Below are 21,125 nucleotides of genomic sequence, written 5' to 3' on the forward strand. Positions count from 1 at the left end.
CTTCACTGATCATCTGCATCGAGCAGGGGCCGTGCCTCACCGACGTAGGTCGGCACCCCGCGCAACACCCCCTGGAACGCGCTGAGGGGACCGCCAAGCGTCAGGCCCTGGCCGCCGATGGTGTATTCACGGATGGTATTTTCATGCCCGCCGAAGCGCTTCTTGATCACCGACACGGCGCGGCGCACATTGCCAAGGGCTTCGAAGTAGCGCAACAGAATCACGGTATCGGCCAGGTAGGTGATGTCCACGGGCGCCTTCATGTCGCCGACCACGCCTTGCTGGGCCACCGTCATGAATGTCGAGGCGCCCAGGCGGTTGAGATAGAGCAGCAGTTCGTGGATGTGCAGCACCGGCGTTTTCTCACCCATCATGGCCGCGTGATAACCATTGATGCTGTCGATCACCACCGTCTTGATGCCGTGCAAATTGACGCTGTTGCGCACCATGTGGGCGAACTCGCCGGGCGACTGCTCGGCTGCGTCCACCTGATGGATGACCATCTCGCCTCGCTGCTGGTAAGCCGGCAAGTCGATGCCCAGCTTCTTCATGCGTTCGAACAGCAGGCTGAGTTCCTCGTCGAAGATGAACAGCGCGACTTTTTCACCGCGGGCCACCGCCGCCGCGGCGAAGACCATGGAGATCAGCGATTTGCCGGTACCGGCGGGGCCAATGATCAGGGTGCTCGAACCGTTCTCGACGCCGCCTCCCAGCAACGCGTCCAGTTCCGTGATGCCGGAGGTCAGCTGAGTGCGTTCATACGTCGCGCGGTGCTCGGCTGCCACCAGGCGTGGGTAGACGTGAATGCCGCCGGACTGGATGGTGAAATCGTGGTAGCCACCGCGGTATTTCTGCCCGCGAAATTTCATGATGCGCAACCGCCGCCGTTCTGCGCCGTAGTCCGGCGCCGTTTCTTCCAGGCGAATCACGCCGTGGGCAATGCTGTGCAGGGTCTTGTCCAGCGGCTCGCTGGTCATGTCGTCCAGCAGCAGGACCGTGGCATGGAAACGCGCGAAGTAGTGCTTGATGGCCAGGATCTGCCGGCGGTAACGCAGCGAGCCCTGTGCCAGCAGGCGCACCTCGGAGAGGCTGTCGAGCACCACTCGCGAGGGCTTCACCCGTTCCACTTCATCGAAGATCTGCCGAGTCGCCTCGCCCAGCTCCAGGTCGCTGCTGTACAGCAGGCTTTGCTGCTGTTGCAGGTCGAGCACCAGTTCCGGCGGGGTCAACTCGAATACCGTCACCCGTTCGTCCAGTTCCCAGCCGTGGGAGCGGGCACCTTCGCGCAGCTCTTTGGCGGTCTCGGACAGTGTGATGTAGAGACAGGTTTCGTCCTGCGCCACCCCTTCGAGCAGAAACTGCAGGGCGACCGTCGTCTTGCCCGCGCCTGGCTGGCCTTCGAGCAGGAAAATATGGCTGCGGGTCAGACCTCCGCCCAAGATGTCGTCCAGCCCGGCGATACCGGTGGCTGCTTTGGCCGTCGTCAAAAATGTGTCCTCGGGTAGCGGAAAGGGCGGAGGGGGGCGGAAGCTGTTACAGCATGATACTGGACACCGCCGCCATTAGGGGGGTTCCGAGCTTTGAAGATTTCGATTCTCGGGCTTCTACAGCCCCTGCTGCAAGCTGGGATCGTCGGCATTCTGCTGTTCCAGTTCAGCCAGCAGCACCTGGACATTCTGCAACTGACCGGTTTCCTTCCAGTACTGGATCAACAGCACCCGGGCGCGGCGGTTGGCCGGATCGCGCCGCAGAATCTCCTCGAGCTGCTTCTGGGCCGCCTCGACCTGCTGCAGATCGTGCAGGTTGGTGGCCAGCACATAGCGGTAGTCGTTGTTGTCCGGCGCCAGTTCCACCGCACGGGCCAGGGCGAGCAGGGCGTATTCGTCTTCGTCATGGGCCATCAGCCACAGGCCCAACTGCTGCTGCAAGAGGGCCGATTGCGGATGAGCCAGCAGCTGTTCGGCAAGCAGGCGACGAGCCTGATCGCTTTTGCCCTGGCGCTCGAGCAGTTCCACCTGCACGGCGATGGCGTCCAGGTCATCGGGTTCGAGCAGGCGATAGCGAGCCAAGGCCTGTTCGGCTTGATCGTGAGCGGCGTCGTGCAGATACAGTCGGGCCAGTTCCAGCTGCGCGGCGGCGTCGTCCGTTTGGCCTTGAAGGGCAGTGATGTAGGCGTTCACGGCCTTGTCCAGGTGCGCGAAATACAGGCCCAGCTCATCAGCCGGCAAGCCGAGCAACCCACGAACGGCATGAAAGCGGATTGCCTCGTCGCGATCCTCCAGCAATGGGCCCAGCAACACGCTGCGCTGGCTCTCGGGCACCAGGCCGATCACGGCGTCGATCGCTGCGTGGCGCACCTCGGCGACATCGTCGTGCAGGTCGGCGGTGGCCAGCTTTAGGGCCTGGGGGCTTGGGTAGTTGGGCAGTTGCGCGTACAGCGCGGCGCGGCGCTCGGCGCTCAGGTCGCTGCGCGCCAGCTGCTGATAGAGCACCCGCGCGGCGCCAGGCTGACCGTTGCGGGCTTGACTCAATGCGTTGCTGTAACCCTGCTGCGGTGCGACAGGGGCAGGCGTGGCAGCCGGGCGCCAGGCATACCAGAGCGCCGCCAGCAGCAGTGTCACAAGGATAACGATCAGCGAAAGGCGAACGCGTTTGAACATGCAGGTATCCGAAAAAGCGCAGGCTTGGCCAGGGCATTCAGCTTGGGTCACAGTCCAGGCTCAGTCAAATCGATGCAGCCGCGACCATTGGCAAGCCACCTGCCGGTGAGGTTTACTAGCGCACCCTTTCTGCCATCTTCGTCTCCATCCGCCAAGGCCACCGCATGTCCCGCTACACGAGCCGCGAGTGGCTGCCCCATGAAAAGCCGAACCTGCCGGGCTCACCCTCGACACCCTTGCATCCGACACCCAAGCGCCTGGCGTTCGGCATCGTCGGCCTGCTGGTGGCGCTGACCGGCGGCCTGGGCAACTCGCTGGTGGTGGCCAATCTGCAATTCCTGCAGGGATCGCTGGGGGCTACGGCAGCGGAGATGGCCTGGTTGCCGGCCGCCTACGTGATGACCAACGTGTCGATGAACCTGCTGCTGGTCAAGTTTCGCCAGCAGTTCGGGCTGCGCACCTTCACCGAGCTGTTCCTGGTGCTGTACGCCCTGGTCACCTTCGGCCACCTGTTCGTCAACGACCTGGGCTCGGCCATTGCCGTGCGCGCGGCCCACGGCATGGTCGGAGCGGCGTTGAGTTCGCTGGGCCTGTACTACATGATCCAGGCCTTCCCGGCCAAGTGGCGGCTCAAGGCCCTGGTGCTGGGGTTGGGTACTTCGCAACTGGCGCTGCCGCTGGCCCGAGTGTTTTCCGAGGACCTGCTGCAGATCGCCGAATGGCGCGGGTTGTACCTGTTCGAACTGGGCATGGCGCTGCTCACACTGGGCTGCGTGTTCATGCTCAAGCTGCCGCCGGGCGACCGCTTCAAGACCTTCGAGCCCCTGGATTTTCTGATTTTCGCCATTCTGGCCACGGGCATCGCGTTGCTCTGCGCCGTGTTGTCCCTGGGTCGGATCGACTGGTGGCTGGAAGCGGATTGGATCGGCTGGGCGTCGGCAGGCGCCATCGTGTTGATCCTCGGTGGACTGGCGGTGGAACACAATCGCAGCAACCCGATGCTGATGACCCGCTGGCTGGGCAGTGGGGTTGCCATACGCTTGGCCCTGGCGGTGATTCTGACGCGCATGGTGCTGTCGGAGCAGTCCACCGGGGCGGTCGGGCTGCTTCAAGTGCTGAACATGGGCCAGGAACAGATGCGCACTCTTTATGTGGTGATGCTGTGCGGCGCAGTGGCAGGCTTGGCCGTGAGCGCCTGGACCATCAACCCCGAGCATCTGTTCATGCCGCTGATCATTGCCCTGGCGCTGATGGCCGTCGGCTCGGCGATGGACAGTTTCTCCAGTAACCTGACGCGTCCGGCCAACATGTACCTGAGCCAATTCCTGCTGGGGTTCGGCGGTACGTTTTTCCTCGGGCCGACCATGGTGCTGGGCATGCGTCACGTGTTGACCAATCCACGCAACCTGGTGAGCTTCTCGGTGTTGTTCGGTATCTGCAACAACCTCGGCGGATTGATCGGCGCGGCGTTGCTGGGCACGTTCCAGATCGTGCGGGAGAAATACCATTCGAGCATGATCGTCGAACACCTGACCCTGATGGACCCGCTGGTCCAGGCGCGGGTCAGCAGCGCGGCCGCCAGTTACCTCTCCAGTGTCGCCGACCCTGCATTGCGGGCCACGCTGGGTACCCGCGCCCTGGCCACCGCAGCCACGCGCGAGGCGAACGTCATGGCCTACAACGATGTCTTCATGCTGATCTGCATCATCGCCGTCCTGACCATGCTGTGGATCTTCGTGCGCAGCCTGTGGCTGATGAGCACCACGCGGGCGGTTCAGACCACCGCGACACCTACCGTATCCACCAGCGGCGCCAGCACTTCATGACCGAACCGACGTCCACGACCACCAACGCCATCGCCGCCACCCCGGAAGGCCAGACTCCGCCGCCCAATCCGGCGGCCACCGAGCCGCGCTCGCGGCGGGTACGACTACTCTCCAGCCTGATTTTCGCCAGCGTGGCGTTGGTGGGGGTGGCGATCGTGCTCTACGCCTGGCAGCTACCGCCGTTCAGTAGCCGTATCGAAAGCACCGAGAACGCCCTGGTGCGGGGCCAGGTGACGATCATCGGGCCACAGCTGGCAGGCTACGTGTTCGAGGTGCCCGTACAGGACTTCCAGTTCGTCAAGGCCGGCGACCTGCTGGTCCGCCTGGACGACCGTATTTACAAACAGCGCTTGAACCAGGCTTTGGCTCAGGTGCAGGTGCAGAAAACCGCACTCGCCAACAATCTGCAGCAGCGTCGCAGTGCTGAAGCGACCATCACCCAGCGCCAGGCGGCGGTCGCAGACAGCGAAGCCCAGGCGCGCAAGGGCGCGGCCGACCTGCGCCGCAACCAGGACCTGATCAGCGATGGCTCGGTGTCGCGTCGCGAGCTGGATGTGACCCGCGCCGCCAACGCCCAGGCGCTGGCGTCGGTGGCGCAGGCCAAGGCTGCATTGGCGATCGCTCGCGAAGATCTGCAGACGGTCATCGTCAACCGCGACTCGCTGGCCGCCAACGTGACCAATGCCGAGGCGGCGGTGGAACTGGCCCGCATCGACCTGGACAACACCCGCATCCTGGCGCCGCGCGACGGCCAGTTGGGGCAGATCGGCGTGCGTCTGGGCGCTTACGTCAATTCCGGCGCGCAGTTGATGGCACTGGTGCCCGACACGCTGTGGGTCATGGCCAACATGAAGGAGACCCAGATGGCCGACGTGCGCATCGGCCAGCCGGTGACCTTCACCGTCGATGCACTCAATCACCTGCGGTTGCGCGGGCATGTGCAGCGCATCTCGCCGGCCACGGGTTCGGAGTTCAGCTTGCTGCAGGCCGACAATGCCACCGGCAATTTCGTCAAGATCGCCCAGCGCATCCCCGTGCGTATCACCGTAGACCCGGACCAGGCCGCGGCACGACGCCTGCGCCCCGGCATGTCGGTGGTGGTCAGCATCGACACCGGCTATGTGGTCGAGCAGGACCGCACCGATGCGCCCAGTGACGACATGCCCTAGCCTGCGGAGGGGGCGCCGACGGTGGGTTGCCGCGCCTAAACCATTTGATCTTTGCCGACGGGTCGCCTACCGTCTGCGCCGCTTGTCATCGCCCAGTGCAGGAAGCCGGTTCGAATCCGGCGCGGTCGCGCCACTGTGATCGACATGTTGCATGTCGTCAGCCAGACCTTGCCCCCGGGTTTTCTTCGATCTGTTGGACGCGCCATCCAAGGAGTTGTCATGAGTTTTGCTACCGTATTCGCTCGCGCCAGCGTCGCTGCCGTCGGTCTTTTCGCCGCCGGTGCCAGCCTCGCCGCTACCCACTATCCATTGACCCTGGCCAACTGTGGCGCACCCGTCATCATCCAGGCGGCACCGCAGCGCGCGGTCAGCCTCGGTCAGGCGAGCACGGAGATTCTCCTGTCGCTGGGCCTGGCACCGCGCATGGTCGGTACCGGCGTATGGTTCGGGCCGCTGCCCGAATACCTGCGCGATGCCAATGCCAAGGTGCCGCGCCTGGCCGACAATGCCCCCAGCTTCGAGGCCGTGGCCAATACCGCGCCCGACATCGTGGTGGCGCAGTACACCTACCACGTCGGCCCCAACGGCGAAGTCGCCAAGCCCGAGCAGCTTGCCAGTCTGGGCATTCCTTCCTACGTGTCGCCCAGCGATTGCGACGGCAAGGAAGTGACCGCCACTTCCAACGCCGACGGCAGCCGTAGCCAGGTGTTCTCCATGGAGCTGGTGAACAAGGAGATTCGCGAACTGGCGAGCATCTTCGACGTCGAGTCGGCCGGGGAGCATTTGACCGCCCAGTTGCAGGCGCGCATCCAGGCGGCCATCGAGCGCGCTTCGAGCGCCGAGCAAAAGCCCTTGTCGGTGGTGTACTGGTTCTCCAGCACGCGCCTGGAAGGTGATCCCTGGGTAGCCGGCAAGAGCGGCGCACCGGGCTATATCAACCGCTTGCTGGGCCTGCGTAACACCGTCGACAGCGACGAGGAGTGGCCTGGGGTAAGTTGGGAAAGCATCGCCGCCAGCAACCCCGATGTGATCGTCGTTGCGCGCATGCAGCGCCGCCTGTATCCGGCCGACGATGTCGAGAAGAAGCTGGCCTTCCTGCGCAGCGATCCGGTCACCCGTGAACTGGATGCCGTGCGCCACAACCGCATCATCGTGGTCGACGCGCAGTCGCTCAATCCCTCCATGGATGTGGTGCGCGCGGTGGAAGACATCGCCGCTGGCCTGGAACGCACACGGGCCCAGCCTTGATCCAGCGCCTGGCCCGTGAAGACGGCTGGGTCTGGCGCTGCCTGCTGGCGGTGCTGGCCCTGGCCACCTTGAGTGTGTCCATCGCTCTGGCGGTGTCGGTGGGGGAAATGGGTATCGCCCTGTCCACGGTCGGCAAGGCGCTGCTCAACGGCCTGGGCCTGGGCGACTACGCGGTGCCGCGTATCGTCCAGGGCATCATCTGGGAGTACCGCCTGAGCCGTGCGCTGGTGGCCGCGTGCTGTGGCGCGGGCCTGGCGATCTGTGGTGCGGTGTTGCAGGCGCTGTTGCGCAACGTGCTGGCCGAACCCTATGTGCTGGGTATCTCCGCAGGCGCGTCTACCGGCGCGGTGGTGGTGATGTTGCTGGGACTGGGCGGCGGCGTGATCGGTATTTCCCTGGGGGCTTTTCTTGGCGCGGCACTGGCTTTCGGCCTGGTGCTGCTGCTCGCCGCAGGCGCCAGCAGCGGTCCGGCGCAGGTGATCCTGGCCGGCGTGGCCGGCTCTCAGCTGTTCAATGCGCTGACTGCCTACATCGTCTCGACCTCGGCCAACGCCGAGCAGGCGCGCAGCGTGATGTTCTGGCTGCTCGGCAGCCTCGGCGGAGTGCGCTGGCCCGACGTCGGCCTTGCGGCGGCAGTGGTGGGTGCAGGCTTGTTGTTGTGCCTGTACTTCGCGCGGGCGCTGGATGCCTTCGTGTTCGGCGAAGACGCTGCCGCCACCCTGGGCGTGCCGGTGGTCGCGGTGCGCCTGGTGCTGTTCGCCACCACTGCGCTGATCACCGCCACCATGGTCAGCATCGTCGGCGCGGTGGGCTTCGTCGGGCTGGTGGTGCCGCACATCGCGCGGTTTCTGGTCGGTCCCAGCCACGTTCGCCTGTTGCTCGCCTCGGTGCTGATCGGCGCCAATTTCATGGTGCTGGCCGACATCGTTGCGCGCATCATCGTGCCGGGCCAGGTCTTGCCCATCGGTGTGGTCACGGCGCTGGTCGGCGCCCCGGCCTTCGCCTTGATCCTGTACCGCGCGAGGCGTCGAGCATGAGCCTGCAACTGCACCGGGTCAGCTGGAAGGCGGGCGGGCTGCTGATTCTCGACGACGTCAGCCTGGCCATCGCCCCTGGCAGCATGGTCGGCCTGATCGGTCCGAACGGCTCGGGCAAGTCGTCGCTGCTGCGCCTGCTGGCCGGGCTGGACCGTCCCAGCCAGGGCCAGGTCACCCTCGACGAGCAGCCCCTGACGGGGTTGCCGCGGCGTGCGATCGCCCGGCAGGTGGCGATGGTGGAACAGCACGCCAGCACCGACGTGGACATTCGCGTGGAGGAGGTCGTACGCCTGGGGCGTACGCCGCACCGCTCGCCGTTCGCGCCGTGGCTGCGCGAAGACGACTTGGCCATTGCCCAGGCGCTGGCCCAGGTCAACCTCGGCGGCCATGCGCAGCGCCGCTGGCACACCTTGTCCGGTGGCGAGCGACAGCGGGTGCAGATCGCCCGCGCCCTGGCCCAGCAACCCAGCGAACTGCTGCTCGACGAGCCCACCAACCACCTCGACATCCAGCACCAGCTGGAACTGCTGCAACTGATCCAGGACCTGCCATTGACCTGCGTGATGGCGATCCACGACCTGAACCTGGCGGCGATGTTCTGTGACGTGCTGGTGGTGCTCAAGGATGGACGCCAGGTGGCCAGCGGTGCACCGGCGCAGGTGCTCACCGAGCGCCTGATTGCCGAGGTCTACGGGGTGCAGGCCGAGGTCAGCCTGGCCGGCGACCGTCCCCATGTGCGCTATCGGGTCTGAGCCGTGTCACTGACACATCCCGTGCCCTGTGGTAGCCTTGCGCGTTCGAGGTTCTCTGCCCTGCAGAGCTAAGATGGGAACGCGGTCCAAGCCGCGGCTGCCCCCGCAACTGTAAGTGATGAAGGCTGCGCCAAGGCCACTGCGAGTGTTCGCGGGAAGGCGCCGCAGCCTCGGCCAGCACGGTCGGCATCACGAGCCAGGAGACCTGCCTCAGCCGTTCTTTCCTATTCAACCGGGCGGGGTGATCCGGTGACGAATGCTGGCGCCTGCCGTTGCGGTGCTCGTCTCGTGCCCTGCCGCGCAATCAGGGCGACCCGATGAAAACGCTGTCCAAACTACCCGTCACCATCGTCACCGGCTTCCTGGGCTCGGGCAAGACCACCTTGCTGCGGCACATGCTCGATAACGCCCAAGGCCGGCGCATCGCCGTGATCGTCAACGAATTCGGCGAGCTGGGCATCGACGGCGAGATCCTCAAGCAATGCACCATCGGCTGCACCGAGGAAGAGGCGAACGGCCGCGTCTACGAGCTGGCCAACGGCTGCCTGTGCTGCACCGTGCAGGAAGAGTTCTTCCCGGTCATGCGCGAGCTGGTCGCCCGGCGCGCCGACCTCGACCATATTCTGATCGAAACCAGCGGCCTGGCCTTGCCCAAGCCGCTGGTGCAGGCCTTCCAGTGGCCGGAAATTCGCAGTGCCTGCACGGTCGATGCGGTCATCACCGTGGTCGACAGCCCAGCGGTGGCGGCCGGTACCTTTGCCGCATTCCCCGACCAGGTCGACGCCCAGCGCAAGCTCGACCCCAACCTGGACCATGAGTCGCCGCTGCACGAGCTGTTCGCCGACCAACTGGCCAGCGCCGACCTGGTCATTCTCAACAAGGCCGACCTGATCGATGCCGAGGCTTTGGCGGCGGTACGCGCCGAGGTTGCCGAGGAACTGCCGGCAGCGGTCAAGGTGGTCGAGGCCAGCAGTGGTCGTTTGCCACTGGCCGTGCTGCTGGGCCTGGGCGCCGAGTCCGAGCAACACATCGACGGGCGCAAGACCCATCACGACCATCACGAAGGTGACGATCACGACGATCACGACGATCACAACCACGATGCCTTCGACTCGATCTCCATCGAGCTGCCCCAGGCCGAGGAAGCCAAGCTGTTGCAGGCGCTCAACGCCGCCGTGGTCCAGCACGGCATCCTGCGCGTCAAGGGTTTCGCGGCCATTCCGGGCAAGCCGATGCGGCTGCAGATCCAGGGTGTGGGCACCCGTTTCGACAAACACTTCGATCGCGCCTGGGGCACCGACGAAGCGCGCAGCACGCGCCTGGTGCTGATCGGTCAGGAGCTCGATGCATCCTCGCTGCAAGCCCAACTGCGCGCTGCGCTGGAAGCCTGACCGATGCACCTGCTGAGGACCCAGCCCGGTGGCTTCGTGCCGGACGACAGCATCGCCGACCTCGGGCAGACGCCTGCCGAGCTGGTGATTCTGTGCAGTGGCGACTCGCACCTGGCGTTGCTCGCCGAGGCCTGCGGGCAACTGCCCGCCGACTATCCGAGCCTGCGCCTGGCCAACCCCATGCAGGTGCAGAACCATTCCTCGGTGGACCTTTACGTTGACCAGGTGCTGCGCCACGCCAAGGTCATCCTGATTTCCCTGCATGGCGGCATTGGCTACTGGCGCTACGGCGTCGAGCAGTTGATGCAGCTGGCCGAGCGGGGCGTGCAGGTCATCCTGGTGCCGGGCTGCGATCGCCCCGATCCCGAACTGGCCGAGCGCTGCACGGTACTGCCCGAGCAGGCCGAGCAGCTGTGGCAGTACCTGCGCCAAGGCGGCATGGAGAACGCCCGCAATCTGTTCGGCTATCTCGGCAATACCTGGTTCGGCCGCACCGAGCGCTGCGAAGCGCCTCGGGCACTGCCGCGCACGGTCATCTACCATCCAACGCGGCCCACCGCCGAGCTGGCCGACTGGCAAGCGCAATGGCAGCCGCAGTCGCCGGTGGTAGCGCTGCTGTTCTATCGCTCGCACCTGCAGGCGGCCAACACCGGTTTCGTCGACACCTTCTGCGCCAGGTTGCAGGCAGCCGGGCTCAACCCGCTGCCGATGGCCGTGGCCAGCCTCAAGGAGGCTGCCTGTCTGGAGCAGGTCCAGGCGTGGATGGACGAGGCGGGCGCTGCAGTCATCCTCAACACCACCGGCTTTGCCCAGTCCAGCCCGGAAGCACCGCACCTGCGACCGTTTCGTCGCGACATCCCGGTGATCCAGGCCATCTGCGCGCAAGACAACCAGGCGTTGTGGCAGGCCAGCGAGCAAGGCCTGGGCGCCCGCGACCTGGCCATGCACATCGCCTTGCCGGAGCTGGACGGACGCATCATCAGCCGCGCCATCAGTTTCAAGGACCTGGCCTGGCACAACGAGCGCAGCCAGAGCGACGTAGTGTGCTACACGGCGCACGTCGAGCGCATGGATTTCGTCGCCGAGCTGGCACGCAAATGGGCCGACCTGGCGCGCCTGCCCAATGCCGACAAACGTGTCGCGCTGGTGCTGGCCAACTACCCGACCCGCGATGGCCGAATCGGCAACGGCGTCGGCCTGGACACTCCGGCAGCGGCGCTGAACATCCTGCGAGCAATGCAGCAGCAGGGCTATCCGGTGGCCGATCTGCCCGACAGCGGCACGGCGTTGATCCATGCCTTGCTCGGCGGTGTGACCAATGACCTGGAACAGCTGGACCTGCGTCCCTGTGCCCAGAGCATGGCGCTGGACGACTACCTCGCCGCGTTCGCCTTGCTGCCCCAGGCCAATCAGGCCGCGGTCCGTGAGCGTTGGGGCGAGCCGGAAGCCGATCCGATGCTGCGCAATGGCCGGATGATGATCGCTGGCCTGCGCATGGGCCTGACCTTCGTCGGCATCCAACCGGCCCGTGGCTACCAGGTGGACGTCAGCGCGGTCTATCACGACCCCGACCTGGTGCCGCCCCATGGCTACCTGGCGTTCTATTTCTGGTTGCGCCACACCTATGGCGCTGATGCGCTCATCCACGTGGGCAAGCACGGCAACCTGGAGTGGCTGCCAGGCAAGGGCGTGGGCCTGTCCGAACAGTGCTGGCCCGACGCGATACTGGGGCCGATGCCCAACATCTATCCGTTCATCGTCAACGATCCAGGGGAGGGCGCACAGGCCAAGCGCCGCACCCAGGCGGTGATCATCGACCACCTGATGCCGCCGTTGACCCGTGCCGAAACCTACGGACCGCTGCGCGATCTGGAACTGCTGGCCGACGAGTATTACGACGCGCAACTGCTCGATCCGCGCCGCGCCCAGGCCCTGGAAAAGGACATTCTGGCGCTGGTCCGCGAGACTCGTATCGACCATGAGCTGCAAATGGCCGAAGGGGCCGAGGCGGCGGTGTGGCTGCCGCGCCTGGACACCTACCTGTGCGACTTGAAGGAATCGCAGATTCGCGACGGCCTGCACGTGTTCGGCGAATCGCCCCAGGGCCGGTTGCGCGCCGATACCCTGTTGGCGCTGCTGCGCATTCCTCGCGGCGATGGGCGCGATGCCGAGGCCAGCTTGGTGCGCGCGCTGGCCAAAGCCTTCGAGTTGGGCTTCGATCCGCTCGACTGCGACCTCGGGGCCCCCTGGAGCGGGCCGCGGCCCGCAGCCTTGGCCGAACTGACCACCGAACCGTGGCGCAGCGCCGGCGACAGCCGAGAGCGTCTCGAACTGTACGCCGCCCAGTTGATCGAGCAAGCACTGAGCGGCCCGGTAACCCTGGGCGAAGGCTTCGATGCCGTTCAGCTCATCCTGGAGCACCTGCGCGACACCGTGGCGCCGCGCCTGGATGCCTGCGGACCGGCCGAGATGCACGGCCTGCTGGCCGCCCTGGCAGGCCGTTTCGTGCCCGCCGGGCCGAGCGGGGCGCCCAGCCGTGGGCGTCTCGACGTGCTGCCCACGGGTCGCAATTTCTTTTCCGTGGACGTGCGCAACCTGCCGACCACCACCGCTTGGCGGATCGGCTTCGCCTCGGCCAACCTGATCCTGGAGCGGCACCTGCAGGACCATGGCGATCACCTGCGCCAGCTGGGCCTGTCGGTCTGGGGCACGGCGACCATGCGCACCGGTGGCGACGACATTGCCCAAGCCATGGCGCTGATGGGTGTACGCCCGGTGTGGGCCACCGGCAGCCAGCGCGTGGACGATTTCGAGATTCTGCCGCTGAGTCTCCTCGATCGCCCACGGGTGGACGTGACCCTGCGAGTGTCCGGCTTCTTCCGCGATGCCTTCTCCAATCTGCTGCGCCTGTTCGATGCAGCGGTGCAGGCGGTGGCTGCGCTCGACGAGCCGGAGGACCTCAACCCGCTAGCGGCCAAGGTGCGCAGCGAACAGGGTCAGTTGCTGGCCGAGGGTGTCTCGGCGGAGCAGGCTGCACGCGAAGCCGGCTGGCGCATCTTCGGCGCCAAGCCGGGTGCCTACGGGGCCGGTGTCCAGGGGGCCATCGACGGTCGCCTGTGGCAGACCCGTGAGGACCTTGCCGAGGCTTATCTGAACTGGGGTGCCTATGCCTATGGCGCGGATGACGAAGGCACCGCCGCACGCGCGCCGTTCGCGCGTCGCCTGGGCCAGGTCCAGGCAGTGCTGCAGAACCAGGACAACCGCGAGCACGACCTGCTCGATTCCAACGACTACTACCAGTTCCAGGGCGGCATGCTCGCTGCCGTGGAAACCCTCAGCGGGCAGACCACCGCCAGCTACCATGGCGACCACAGCCAGCCTGACGTGCCGCGCGTGCGCACCCTGAAGGAAGAGCTGAACCGGGTGGTGCGGGCCCGCGCGGCCAACCCGAAATGGATCGAAGGGGTCAAGCGGCACGGCTACAAGGGCGCCTTCGAACTGGCCGCGACGGTCGATAACCTGTTTGCCTTCGATGCCACCACCCACCTGATCGACGATCACCAGTACGCCTTGCTCACCGATGCCTACCTGCTCGACCCGGACACCCGTGGCTTCCTGCAGGAGCACAACCCTGCGGCCCTGCGCGACATGGCCGAACGCCTGCTCGAGGCTCAGCAACGTGGCCTGTGGGCCGAGCCCGGTGACTACCGTCAGGCCGTGGAAGACCTGCTGCTGGATACCGAAGAAGATGCCTGAAGAGAACCCTGCAATGACCGACACCGTGCACTTTCCGCTGGCCGCTGTGGTGGCCGCCGATTCGCTGAAGCTGGCGCTGTGTCTGGCAGCCATCGACCCGCGCATCGGTGGGGTGTTGATCGAAGGGCCGCGGGGCATGGCCAAGAGCACGCTGGCGCGGGGGCTGGCCGACCTGCTTGCCGATGGCCAGTTGGTGACCTTGCCACTGGGTGCCAGCGAAGACCGTCTGGTCGGCACGCTGGACCTGGAGGCCGCACTGGGCGAGGGGCGGGCACGCTTTTCGCCCGGTGTGCTGGCCAGGGCCGACGGCGGGGTGCTGTATGTGGATGAGGTCAACCTGCTCGCCGACCATTTGGTGGACCTGCTGCTGGACGTTGCCGCCAGTGGCGTCAACCGCATCGAGCGTGACGGTATTTCCCATGCTCATCCAGCGCGCTTCGTACTGATCGGCACCATGAATCCCGAGGAAGGCGAGTTGCGCCCGCAGCTGCTCGACCGGTTCGGTCTGAACATCGCCCTGGATGGCCAGCCGGCCCCGGCCGAACGCGGCCAGATCATTCGCCGCCGCCTGGCGTTCGACAGCGACCCCCAGGGCTTCTGCGAGCAATGGGCCCCGGCCCAGGCAGCGCTGCGGTTGCGTTGCCAACAGGCACGGGAACGCCTCGAATCGATCCCGCTGAGCGACCAGGCCCTGGAAGCCATTACCACCCGCTGTTTCGCCGAAGGCGTGGACGGCCTGCGTGCCGATCTGGTGTGGCTGCGCGCGGCACGGGCGCACGCAGCGTGGCGCGGCGGCGACGATATTCTGGAGGAAGACGTTGAAGCGGTGGCCGAGTTCGCCTTGCGCCACCGTCGCCAGGCACCACGCAAGCCGCAGCCCCAGCGAGAATCGAAGCCGGCGCCACCGCCCCCCGCTGAGAGCGCCGCGCAACCCTCTGATCCGGGTCAGGGCCAGTGGGGCGACATGCCCGCTCAGGCCGTTCCGGTAGGTGACCGCCGCAGCGTGCCGAGCTGGCCAAAAAAGCCCTGAGCATCCGTCCGCGCCCAGCGGATGCTCGGCCCGGCCAGGGCAACCTCGAACAAGGGCGACAAGGCGCGGCGCGTGCGGCGTCGAGCGGTACGCTCGACTGGCCGGCGACCCTGCTGCAAGGACGACCGCGTCAGCGCGATGACCTGCGCTGGCAGCAACGTCGCAGCGCGGCGCAGCAACTGTGGCTGGTGGTGGTCGACGCTTCTGCCTCGACGCACCGTCACGGCGCTCTGGCCGAGGCCAAGGGCGTGCTGGCGCAGGTCTTCGACGATGCCTACCGGCAACGCGCACGGCTGGCGTTGTTGACCGCCAGTGGCAGCGGACCGATCTGGCAATGCCACGGCCTGAAAGCCTCGGCAGCACTGCAGCCCTGGCTCGAGGCACTGGGCGCAGGGGGCGGTACGCCATTGCTGGCGGCATTGGCCGAGGCCGACGATTGGCTCAGGCAACGCGCGCGGCGCTATCCGCAGGAGGCACAGCGCTGCCTGGTGTTCACCGACGGGCGTCTGAAGTCCCTTGAAGGCGTAGCCCCGCTGGCCTGCCCGGCGTTATTGCTGGACATGGAAATGAGCCCGATCCGACTGGGCCGCGCCCGTACCCTGGCGGCTGCCCTGGGCGCCGAGTATCAACATCTGGAAGATCTGCCACGGGCCTAGCCCGGATGTGCGCACGGTTTTCCAAGGCCTACTGAACCTGATTGCGCCGATAAGACGTATCGCTGACGCGCCTTGGAGCCGTGAAGGCCGTCGCTGACGGCTGGAAAGGGGTTGAAACGTCAATTTTCCGTTACCATTTTGACGTAAGTTGCAACCCGCTGTTTTTGATGTATTTTCCCGAGCATGTCCCATCCAGGAAAGGCCATGCCCGTGAATCCTAATGCCTACCCCTGCGAGCCTTGCGGACTGTTGGGCGATAGTCTGCCCATGCGCGACCTGTACAAGCTCATCACCAAGTTCTCGGCGACCGACTCGCCGGTACTGATCCAGGGTGAAGCCGGTACCGGTAAACAGTTGATCGCCCGTGCACTGCACCAGCAGTCGCAACGCCGACAGCAGCCCTTCATCGTTTTCGACTGCCAGGCCCGCGCACAGCGGCCAGGCCAGACGCCGCTGTTCGCGCCGGGTTGTGGCGAAACCAACGTGCACCCATTGTCCGGTAGCGTGCTGCAGGCCGCCAATCGCGGGACCCTGCTGCTCGAGCAAGTGCAAGGCTTGCCCCTGGACATCCAGGAGCAACTGCTGCGGTTTCTCCAGCGCAAGACCCCGGGCGATGTGGATGTGCGGGTCCTGGCCACCAGCAACGTCGATCTGGCACTGGCCATCAGCCGCGGGCAACTGCGCGAGGACCTCTACTACCGGCTCAATGTGCTGCAGATCATTGCCGCGCCGTTGCGCGAGCGCTTTGGCGACCTGGCCATGCTCGCGAATCATTTCGCGCAACGCTACAGCCGCGAGAACGGCAGACGCGAGCGGCCATTCAGCCAGGAGGCGCTGATCGCCATGGGCGAGCATGACTGGCCGGGCAACGTCCGCGAGCTGGCGAACCGGGTTCGCCAGGCTCAGGCGCTCGCCCAAGGCAATCGGATCGAAGCCATAGACTTGGGTTTGGGCATCGAAACGCTGGTCACTGCGCCCATGGGCACGCTGCACGATTACAAACACCGCGCCGAGCGCCAGGCGCTGGGTGACGTGCTGCTGCGCCATGGCGGCAACCTGAGCACGGCGGCCAGGGTGCTCGGGGTGTCGCGCCCAACGCTGTATCGCCTGTTGCACAAGCATCAGATGCGCTGACCGCAGCCTAGGGTTGATCCAGAACATGTCGAACGCTCGCCAGCACCTGCGCTTCGCGCGCCAGCCAGTCGCCGCCTATCACCGTGCAGGGCAGCCCGTGCGCCAGCAGCCAGGCTTGGCTTTGCGCAAAGAAAGCCTGGCGCTGGGCCAGGTCGGGCTGGCAGCGCTGGCCATCGGCGGACCAGTCGACGCCTTCGGGCGAGAGCAACAGGTGGGCATCGTAATGGCGCTGCAGCAGCGCCGTTTCCAGCCACGCAGGGCAGTCACCGAACAGCGTGCGGCTCCACAACAGATTGCTCAACAGATGGGTGTCGAGTACCAGCAGCGCCGGTTGCGTGCGCCGAGCGGCATCTTCCCAGGCCAATTGGCCACGGGCGATGGTGTCGATGTCGGCATAGCAGGTGTCGCGCTGTTCGCGGTCGATGAAGTGGCGCACGTATTCGCCCACCACCACGGCGCCCAGGCGCACGCGCAGGCGTTCGGCCAGCCAGCTCTTGCCCGAGGATTCCGGCCCGCACAGTACCACCACTTTCATGCAGACACCGCTGCGCTTTTGCGCCACTGGTGCCAGCCGTGAACGGCCAGCATCAGGAACAGGCCATACAGCGCGGCCGTCAGGTACAGCCCCTGATCAACGAACAAACCGACGAAGATTGCATCCAGCACGATCCACAGCGGCCAGCATTGCTCGCGCTTGTTGGCCATCCACCACTGCGCCACCAGGCTGAAGCCGGTGAGCAGGGCGTCCAGCCACGGCTGGCTGGCATCGCTCCAGGTGGCCATCGCCGCACCCAGCGCGAGTCCTGCAACCAAGCCAATGGCCAGACCGCCAAGCAGAGGCGCCGGTGTCAGGCGGATGACCGCTCCACCCGTGGCCGTGGCGTCGCCTCGGGTCCACTGCCACCAGCCATACACCTGGACGCCGGCGTACACCACCTGCAACAGCATGTTGGAGTACAGCTTGTAGTCGTAGAAAACATACGAATAGATCAGGACCATGACCAGACCGATCGGCCAGCACAGCCAATTCTGCTTGACGGTCAACCACACCGCGATCACGCCCAGCGTGGCGGCGAACAATTCCAAAGGCGACATGGACAATCCCTGGCAGGTGCATGCAATGCATCGAAGGCGGGGATTGTAACCTGCGCCACCGGTGCCGCGCGCGTCGCTCGCCGCGCGCAGGTTGCAAAGATGAAACTTCAACTCAGTCAACACTCACCGACGCCCGCATGCGGATTTGCACGAGCTGCTCTGATAGCATCGCGGGGCCCGACGGCAATGAGTTCTATTAAACAGACAGGACCTCGCCAGGCGCGGGTCCAATTGGGGGAATGATGGATTTTTGGACCGCCATGCAGGCGCTGATTCTGGGCATCGTGGAAGGCTTGACCGAGTTCCTGCCCATCTCCAGCACCGGCCACCAGATCATCGTGGCCGATCTGATCGGCTTCGGCGGCGAACGGGCCATGGCCTTCAATATCATCATCCAGCTGGGTGCGATATTGGCGGTGGTGTGGGAATTTCGTCGCAAGATCCTCGAAGTGGTCACCGGCTTGCCGACCCAGCGCAATGCGCAGCGCTTCACCATCAACCTGCTGATCGGCTTCCTGCCCGCAGTGGTGCTGGGAGTGATATTCGCCGACAAGATCCACGAATACCTGTTCAACCCGATCACCGTGGCGGTGGCGCTGGTGATAGGCGGTTTCATCATGCTGTGGGCCGAGAAACGCGAACACGCCGTACGCGTGCACCACGTCGACGACATGCACTGGACCGATGCCCTGAAAGTCGGCTTCGCCCAGTGCCTGGCAATGATTCCAGGAACGTCGCGCTCCGGCTCGACCATCATCGGTGGCCTGCTGTTCGGTCTGTCGCGCAAAACGGCAACCGAATTCTCGTTCTTCCTCGCCATGCCGACCATGGTCGGTGCCGCGGTGTACTCGGGCTACAAGTTCCACCACCTGTTCCAGCCCGCGGATTTCCCGGTATTCGCGTTGGGTTTCGTGGTGTCGTTCATCTTCGCCATGATCGCAGTACGCGGCCTGCTGAAGTTCATCGCCACCCACAGCTATGCCGTGTTCGCCTGGTACCGCATTGCCTTCGGCCTGGTCATCCTGGCCACCTGGCAATTCGGTTGGATCGACTGGTCCAGTGCGCAAGGCTGAGCCGGCGCCCAAACGGGCGCAGGACCAAGGCCGCGGTCGGGCACAGCGACCGGTGCAGTTCATGGCGCTGAAGCTCACGGTGTTCGTGCTGCTCTGCCTGCTGCCCTTTCTGGGGACACTGCGCCTGGCCATGGCCGGCCATCCTTCGGTGCTGGCGATCTATGGGCTGATGAGTTTGCTGACGGCGGGGCTGTACTGGCATGACAAGCGGCGGGCGACCTCGCAAGGCCAGCGCACCCCTGAGAAGCTCCTGCACGGTGTCGAGCTATTGGGCGGCTGGCCTGGCGCGCTGGTGGCCCAGCAATTGTTCCGGCACAAGACACGCAAGGTCTCCTACCAACTGGTTTTCTGGATGATTGTCGCGCTGCATCAAGCGTTCTGGTTCGACCAGGTCATCTTTGCCGGGCAACACCTGGGCATCACGTTTTGATGATGCTTAAAAAGCGCCCATGAAAAATGCCCCCGCACAGGATGCGGGGGCATCGGGTGTTGCAGGCAGCGGCGCTAAGCCTTACTGCGCAGCAGCGCCACCGTGGGCAGCGGCCAGTTTCTTGGCAGCTTCCAGATGCGCCTTCAGCTTGGGCAGGGTTTCAGTGGCGAACGCCTTGAGCTCGGCATCTTCACCACTCTTGATTTCGTCTTCGAAGATCTCGATGGTCGCTTCGTGCGCCTTGACCTGGTTGTTGGCATAGGCCTGGTCGAACGACTTGGCCGAACGCAGTTCCAGAATCATCGCCTTGGCCTTGTCCAGCAGCTCGGCGTCATCGGATACGTCGATGTTCTTCTTGTCGGCCAGCGCCTTCAGCTTCTGGTTGGCCGCAGTGTGGTCCTTGACCATCATGTCGGCGAAGGTCTTCACGTCCGCAGCGGTGCCTTTTTCCTGAGCCAGCTTGCCTGCTTCGACTTCGGCAACGCCTTTGGCCGATGCATCTTCGACAAAATCATCGGAGGCCGCGAAGGCACCGTGGCTGGCGAGCGAGACAGAAAGGGCGAGGGCAGCGGCGTAGAATTTGGATTTCATGGTCAATTCCTTGTGTAGAGTCTGAGACGGACTGAGCGTTGCAGGCCGTGAAACTGTGACTGCTGTCAGTCCTTGGCAGTTTCATCGGATGTACGTTCGTGTGATGGTTGGCAGTGGCTCAGCCTTTGCTGTGTTCGTCCGAGGTCGGCGCAATGGCAACGCCTCGTGGTCCGGCAAAGCCCCAGATCGCCAGCCCAACCAGTGGAAAGACGAAAATCAGCACGGTCCAGCCGATCTTGGTGCCCGAGCTCTTGGTGCTTCTCCAGACGCTGGCCAAGGCCCAGAGGTCGAGCAGTAGCACGATGATCGCCGCAGCGGTCCAGAAAATCGAAGTTTCCATGAGTAGGCTCGCTGATCAGTGTGTGTCCTACAGGGGAGGGTCAGCCTGCTCGGCAAGTTCCATTCGATCGGTGGATGGCGCCCGTTTGGCCTCAATGAGCGTGTTGGCTGCCCGTAGGGTCCTGGATCTGAATCACTCGGCCCTTGCTCCAGGCATCGGCGCCAGGGTCTATCGGCGGCGCGGGAATGTCGGCGCGCTGGCGTTTTTTCTCGGTGCTGTCGATGCCGAAGCGTTTATCTCGCTCGCGCACCAGGGCAGGGTCGATCTGTCCGTCACCCGTGAAGCCCATCATCAACTGAGGCACGCCCAGCGGCAGTTGCTTGTCCAGGTCGGTGTGCCAGGTGTGCCAGGTCTTGCCGTAGGTGTTCACCAGTTTCTCCATCAGGGCATGCTCGGCAGGCGCCGGAATGCCCGGAGCTATGAGTTGGCCGGACTTCACCTCATGGACGTGGCTATGCCACAACGCTTTTTCCGCCTTGGGTAGCTTGGCGTAAAGGCCGGCGCTGATGATGTATTCGACGCCCATCAGTTTGGCATCCTTGACGTTGCCGTCGTAGATGACGCATTGAATGACTTCTTCATTGAGGATGGCGCAGTAATGATGAGCTTCCATCTGCGCACCGGGGTGACCGTTGTAGAAGTGAAAGCCGTCCAGGTAGGCGTTCAATTCGTTGATCGGAGGACGTGACTGCAAAGCGTTGGCGCCGGCATCGAGGGTCTTGGTCAAGGCCGTGGTCGGGGCGCCGGGCGCGTCGACCTTGGACTGGCTGTTGTTGCCGGCACAGCCGGCAACGGTCAAGGCCGCCAGACACAACAGTGGAGTGCGCAATGCAAAGAGAGAGCGAGCGCTCATGCTGGAATCCTTTTCAGTGAGGTGAGCGCAGTGCAGGCCCGGTCGAAGGGGCATGCGAAACTGCGCAGGGCACCTTCATAGAAC

At 65.0% G+C, this 21,125-nt stretch carries 18 protein-coding genes, 1 pseudogene and 1 riboswitch; of the genes and pseudogenes, 12 read left to right on the forward strand and 7 right to left on the reverse strand.

Annotation, left to right across the window (positions count from 1 at the left end; translation table 11 throughout):
* Window positions 1-2 precede the first annotated feature (2 nt).
* Entirely contained in the window at window positions 3-1,487 is a 1,485-nt protein-coding gene (locus LT40_RS10155; RefSeq protein ID WP_043189584.1) for an ATPase domain-containing protein, read from the reverse strand.
* A gap of 117 nt (window positions 1,488-1,604) precedes the next feature.
* Window positions 1,605-2,660 carry a tetratricopeptide repeat protein gene (locus tag LT40_RS10160; RefSeq protein WP_043189587.1) on the reverse strand — a complete coding sequence of 352 codons (1,056 nt, stop codon included), beginning with the start codon at window positions 2,658-2,660 and terminating at the stop codon, window positions 1,605-1,607.
* Window positions 2,661-2,824: 164 nt separating this feature from the next.
* Between LT40_RS10160 and LT40_RS10165 the strand changes: the two genes are divergently transcribed.
* From LT40_RS10165 to LT40_RS10210, 10 genes and pseudogenes are all read left to right on the forward strand, one after another.
* On the forward strand, window positions 2,825-4,486 hold the full coding sequence (locus LT40_RS10165) for an MFS transporter (protein ID WP_043189591.1): 1,662 nt from the start codon (window positions 2,825-2,827) through the stop codon (window positions 4,484-4,486).
* Complete coding sequence (locus tag LT40_RS10170; RefSeq protein WP_043189593.1) at window positions 4,483-5,655, forward strand: HlyD family secretion protein; 1,173 nt, start codon at window positions 4,483-4,485, stop codon at window positions 5,653-5,655. Before LT40_RS10165 ends, LT40_RS10170 begins: the two co-directional genes overlap by 4 nt.
* A gap of 219 nt (window positions 5,656-5,874) precedes the next feature.
* The gene (locus LT40_RS10175; protein ID WP_043189596.1) at window positions 5,875-6,903 is read left to right on the forward strand and encodes an ABC transporter substrate-binding protein; all 1,029 of its coding nucleotides are present in this window, start codon (window positions 5,875-5,877) and stop codon (window positions 6,901-6,903) included.
* Window positions 6,900-7,940 carry a FecCD family ABC transporter permease gene (locus LT40_RS10180; RefSeq protein WP_084139779.1) on the forward strand — a complete coding sequence of 347 codons (1,041 nt, stop codon included), beginning with the start codon at window positions 6,900-6,902 and terminating at the stop codon, window positions 7,938-7,940. The genes LT40_RS10175 and LT40_RS10180 overlap by 4 nt, the downstream gene beginning before the upstream one ends.
* Entirely contained in the window at window positions 7,937-8,692 is a 756-nt protein-coding gene (locus tag LT40_RS10185) for an ABC transporter ATP-binding protein (protein WP_043189599.1), read from the forward strand. Before LT40_RS10180 ends, LT40_RS10185 begins: the two co-directional genes overlap by 4 nt.
* A gap of 31 nt (window positions 8,693-8,723) precedes the next feature.
* Window positions 8,724-8,919, forward strand: a riboswitch (cobalamin riboswitch).
* 90 nt (window positions 8,920-9,009) lie between these two features.
* Window positions 9,010-10,083 (forward strand): cobalamin biosynthesis protein CobW, encoded by a 1,074-nt coding sequence (gene cobW, locus LT40_RS10190; protein WP_043189602.1) that lies wholly within the window; start codon window positions 9,010-9,012, stop codon window positions 10,081-10,083.
* A 3-nt stretch (window positions 10,084-10,086) separates the two neighbouring features.
* On the forward strand, window positions 10,087-13,839 hold the full coding sequence (cobN, locus tag LT40_RS10195) for a cobaltochelatase subunit CobN (RefSeq protein ID WP_043189606.1): 3,753 nt from the start codon (window positions 10,087-10,089) through the stop codon (window positions 13,837-13,839).
* 13 nt (window positions 13,840-13,852) lie between these two features.
* Complete coding sequence (locus LT40_RS10200) at window positions 13,853-14,869, forward strand: magnesium chelatase ATPase subunit I (protein ID WP_043189609.1); 1,017 nt, start codon at window positions 13,853-13,855, stop codon at window positions 14,867-14,869.
* A gap of 191 nt (window positions 14,870-15,060) precedes the next feature.
* Window positions 15,061-15,525: a vWA domain-containing protein gene (locus LT40_RS10205; RefSeq protein ID WP_337587997.1), complete on the forward strand. Its 465-nt coding sequence runs from the start codon at window positions 15,061-15,063 to the stop codon at window positions 15,523-15,525.
* A gap of 246 nt (window positions 15,526-15,771) precedes the next feature.
* Window positions 15,772-16,659 (forward strand): annotated as a pseudogene (locus LT40_RS10210) (sigma 54-interacting transcriptional regulator); the annotation flags it as partial.
* Between the two features lie 7 nt (window positions 16,660-16,666).
* Here the strand turns inward: LT40_RS10210 and LT40_RS10215 are convergent.
* Window positions 16,667-17,194 (reverse strand): AAA family ATPase, encoded by a 528-nt coding sequence (locus LT40_RS10215; protein ID WP_043189617.1) that lies wholly within the window; start codon window positions 17,192-17,194, stop codon window positions 16,667-16,669.
* Window positions 17,191-17,754, reverse strand: coding sequence for a nicotinamide riboside transporter PnuC (gene pnuC / locus LT40_RS10220; RefSeq protein ID WP_043189619.1), 564 nt, complete (start codon window positions 17,752-17,754; stop codon window positions 17,191-17,193). The genes LT40_RS10215 and pnuC overlap by 4 nt, the downstream gene beginning before the upstream one ends.
* Before the next feature lie 242 nt (window positions 17,755-17,996).
* Here pnuC and LT40_RS10225 point away from each other — a divergent pair, with 242 nt between their 5' ends.
* Together LT40_RS10225 and LT40_RS10230 are read left to right on the forward strand one after the other, a co-directional pair.
* Window positions 17,997-18,827, forward strand: a complete 831-nt coding sequence (locus LT40_RS10225) for an undecaprenyl-diphosphate phosphatase (RefSeq protein ID WP_043193563.1) — start codon at window positions 17,997-17,999, stop codon at window positions 18,825-18,827.
* 61 nt (window positions 18,828-18,888) lie between these two features.
* Window positions 18,889-19,257 carry a DUF1294 domain-containing protein gene (locus LT40_RS10230; protein ID WP_052393523.1) on the forward strand — a complete coding sequence of 123 codons (369 nt, stop codon included), beginning with the start codon at window positions 18,889-18,891 and terminating at the stop codon, window positions 19,255-19,257.
* 81 nt (window positions 19,258-19,338) lie between these two features.
* On the opposite strand, the gene LT40_RS10235 is transcribed toward LT40_RS10230, so the two are convergent.
* The 3 genes from LT40_RS10235 to LT40_RS10245 form a co-directional block, all read right to left on the reverse strand.
* On the reverse strand, window positions 19,339-19,848 hold the full coding sequence (locus tag LT40_RS10235; protein ID WP_043189625.1) for a DUF4142 domain-containing protein: 510 nt from the start codon (window positions 19,846-19,848) through the stop codon (window positions 19,339-19,341).
* Window positions 19,849-19,966: 118 nt separating this feature from the next.
* Window positions 19,967-20,188 carry a PLD nuclease N-terminal domain-containing protein gene (locus LT40_RS10240; protein WP_043189627.1) on the reverse strand — a complete coding sequence of 74 codons (222 nt, stop codon included), beginning with the start codon at window positions 20,186-20,188 and terminating at the stop codon, window positions 19,967-19,969.
* Window positions 20,189-20,279: 91 nt separating this feature from the next.
* Complete coding sequence (locus tag LT40_RS10245; protein WP_043189631.1) at window positions 20,280-21,041, reverse strand: OBAP family protein; 762 nt, start codon at window positions 21,039-21,041, stop codon at window positions 20,280-20,282.
* Window positions 21,042-21,125: the final 84 nt, after the last annotated feature.

The organism is Pseudomonas rhizosphaerae, assembly GCF_000761155.1.
GTDB classification, from domain to species: domain Bacteria; phylum Pseudomonadota; class Gammaproteobacteria; order Pseudomonadales; family Pseudomonadaceae; genus Aquipseudomonas; species Aquipseudomonas rhizosphaerae.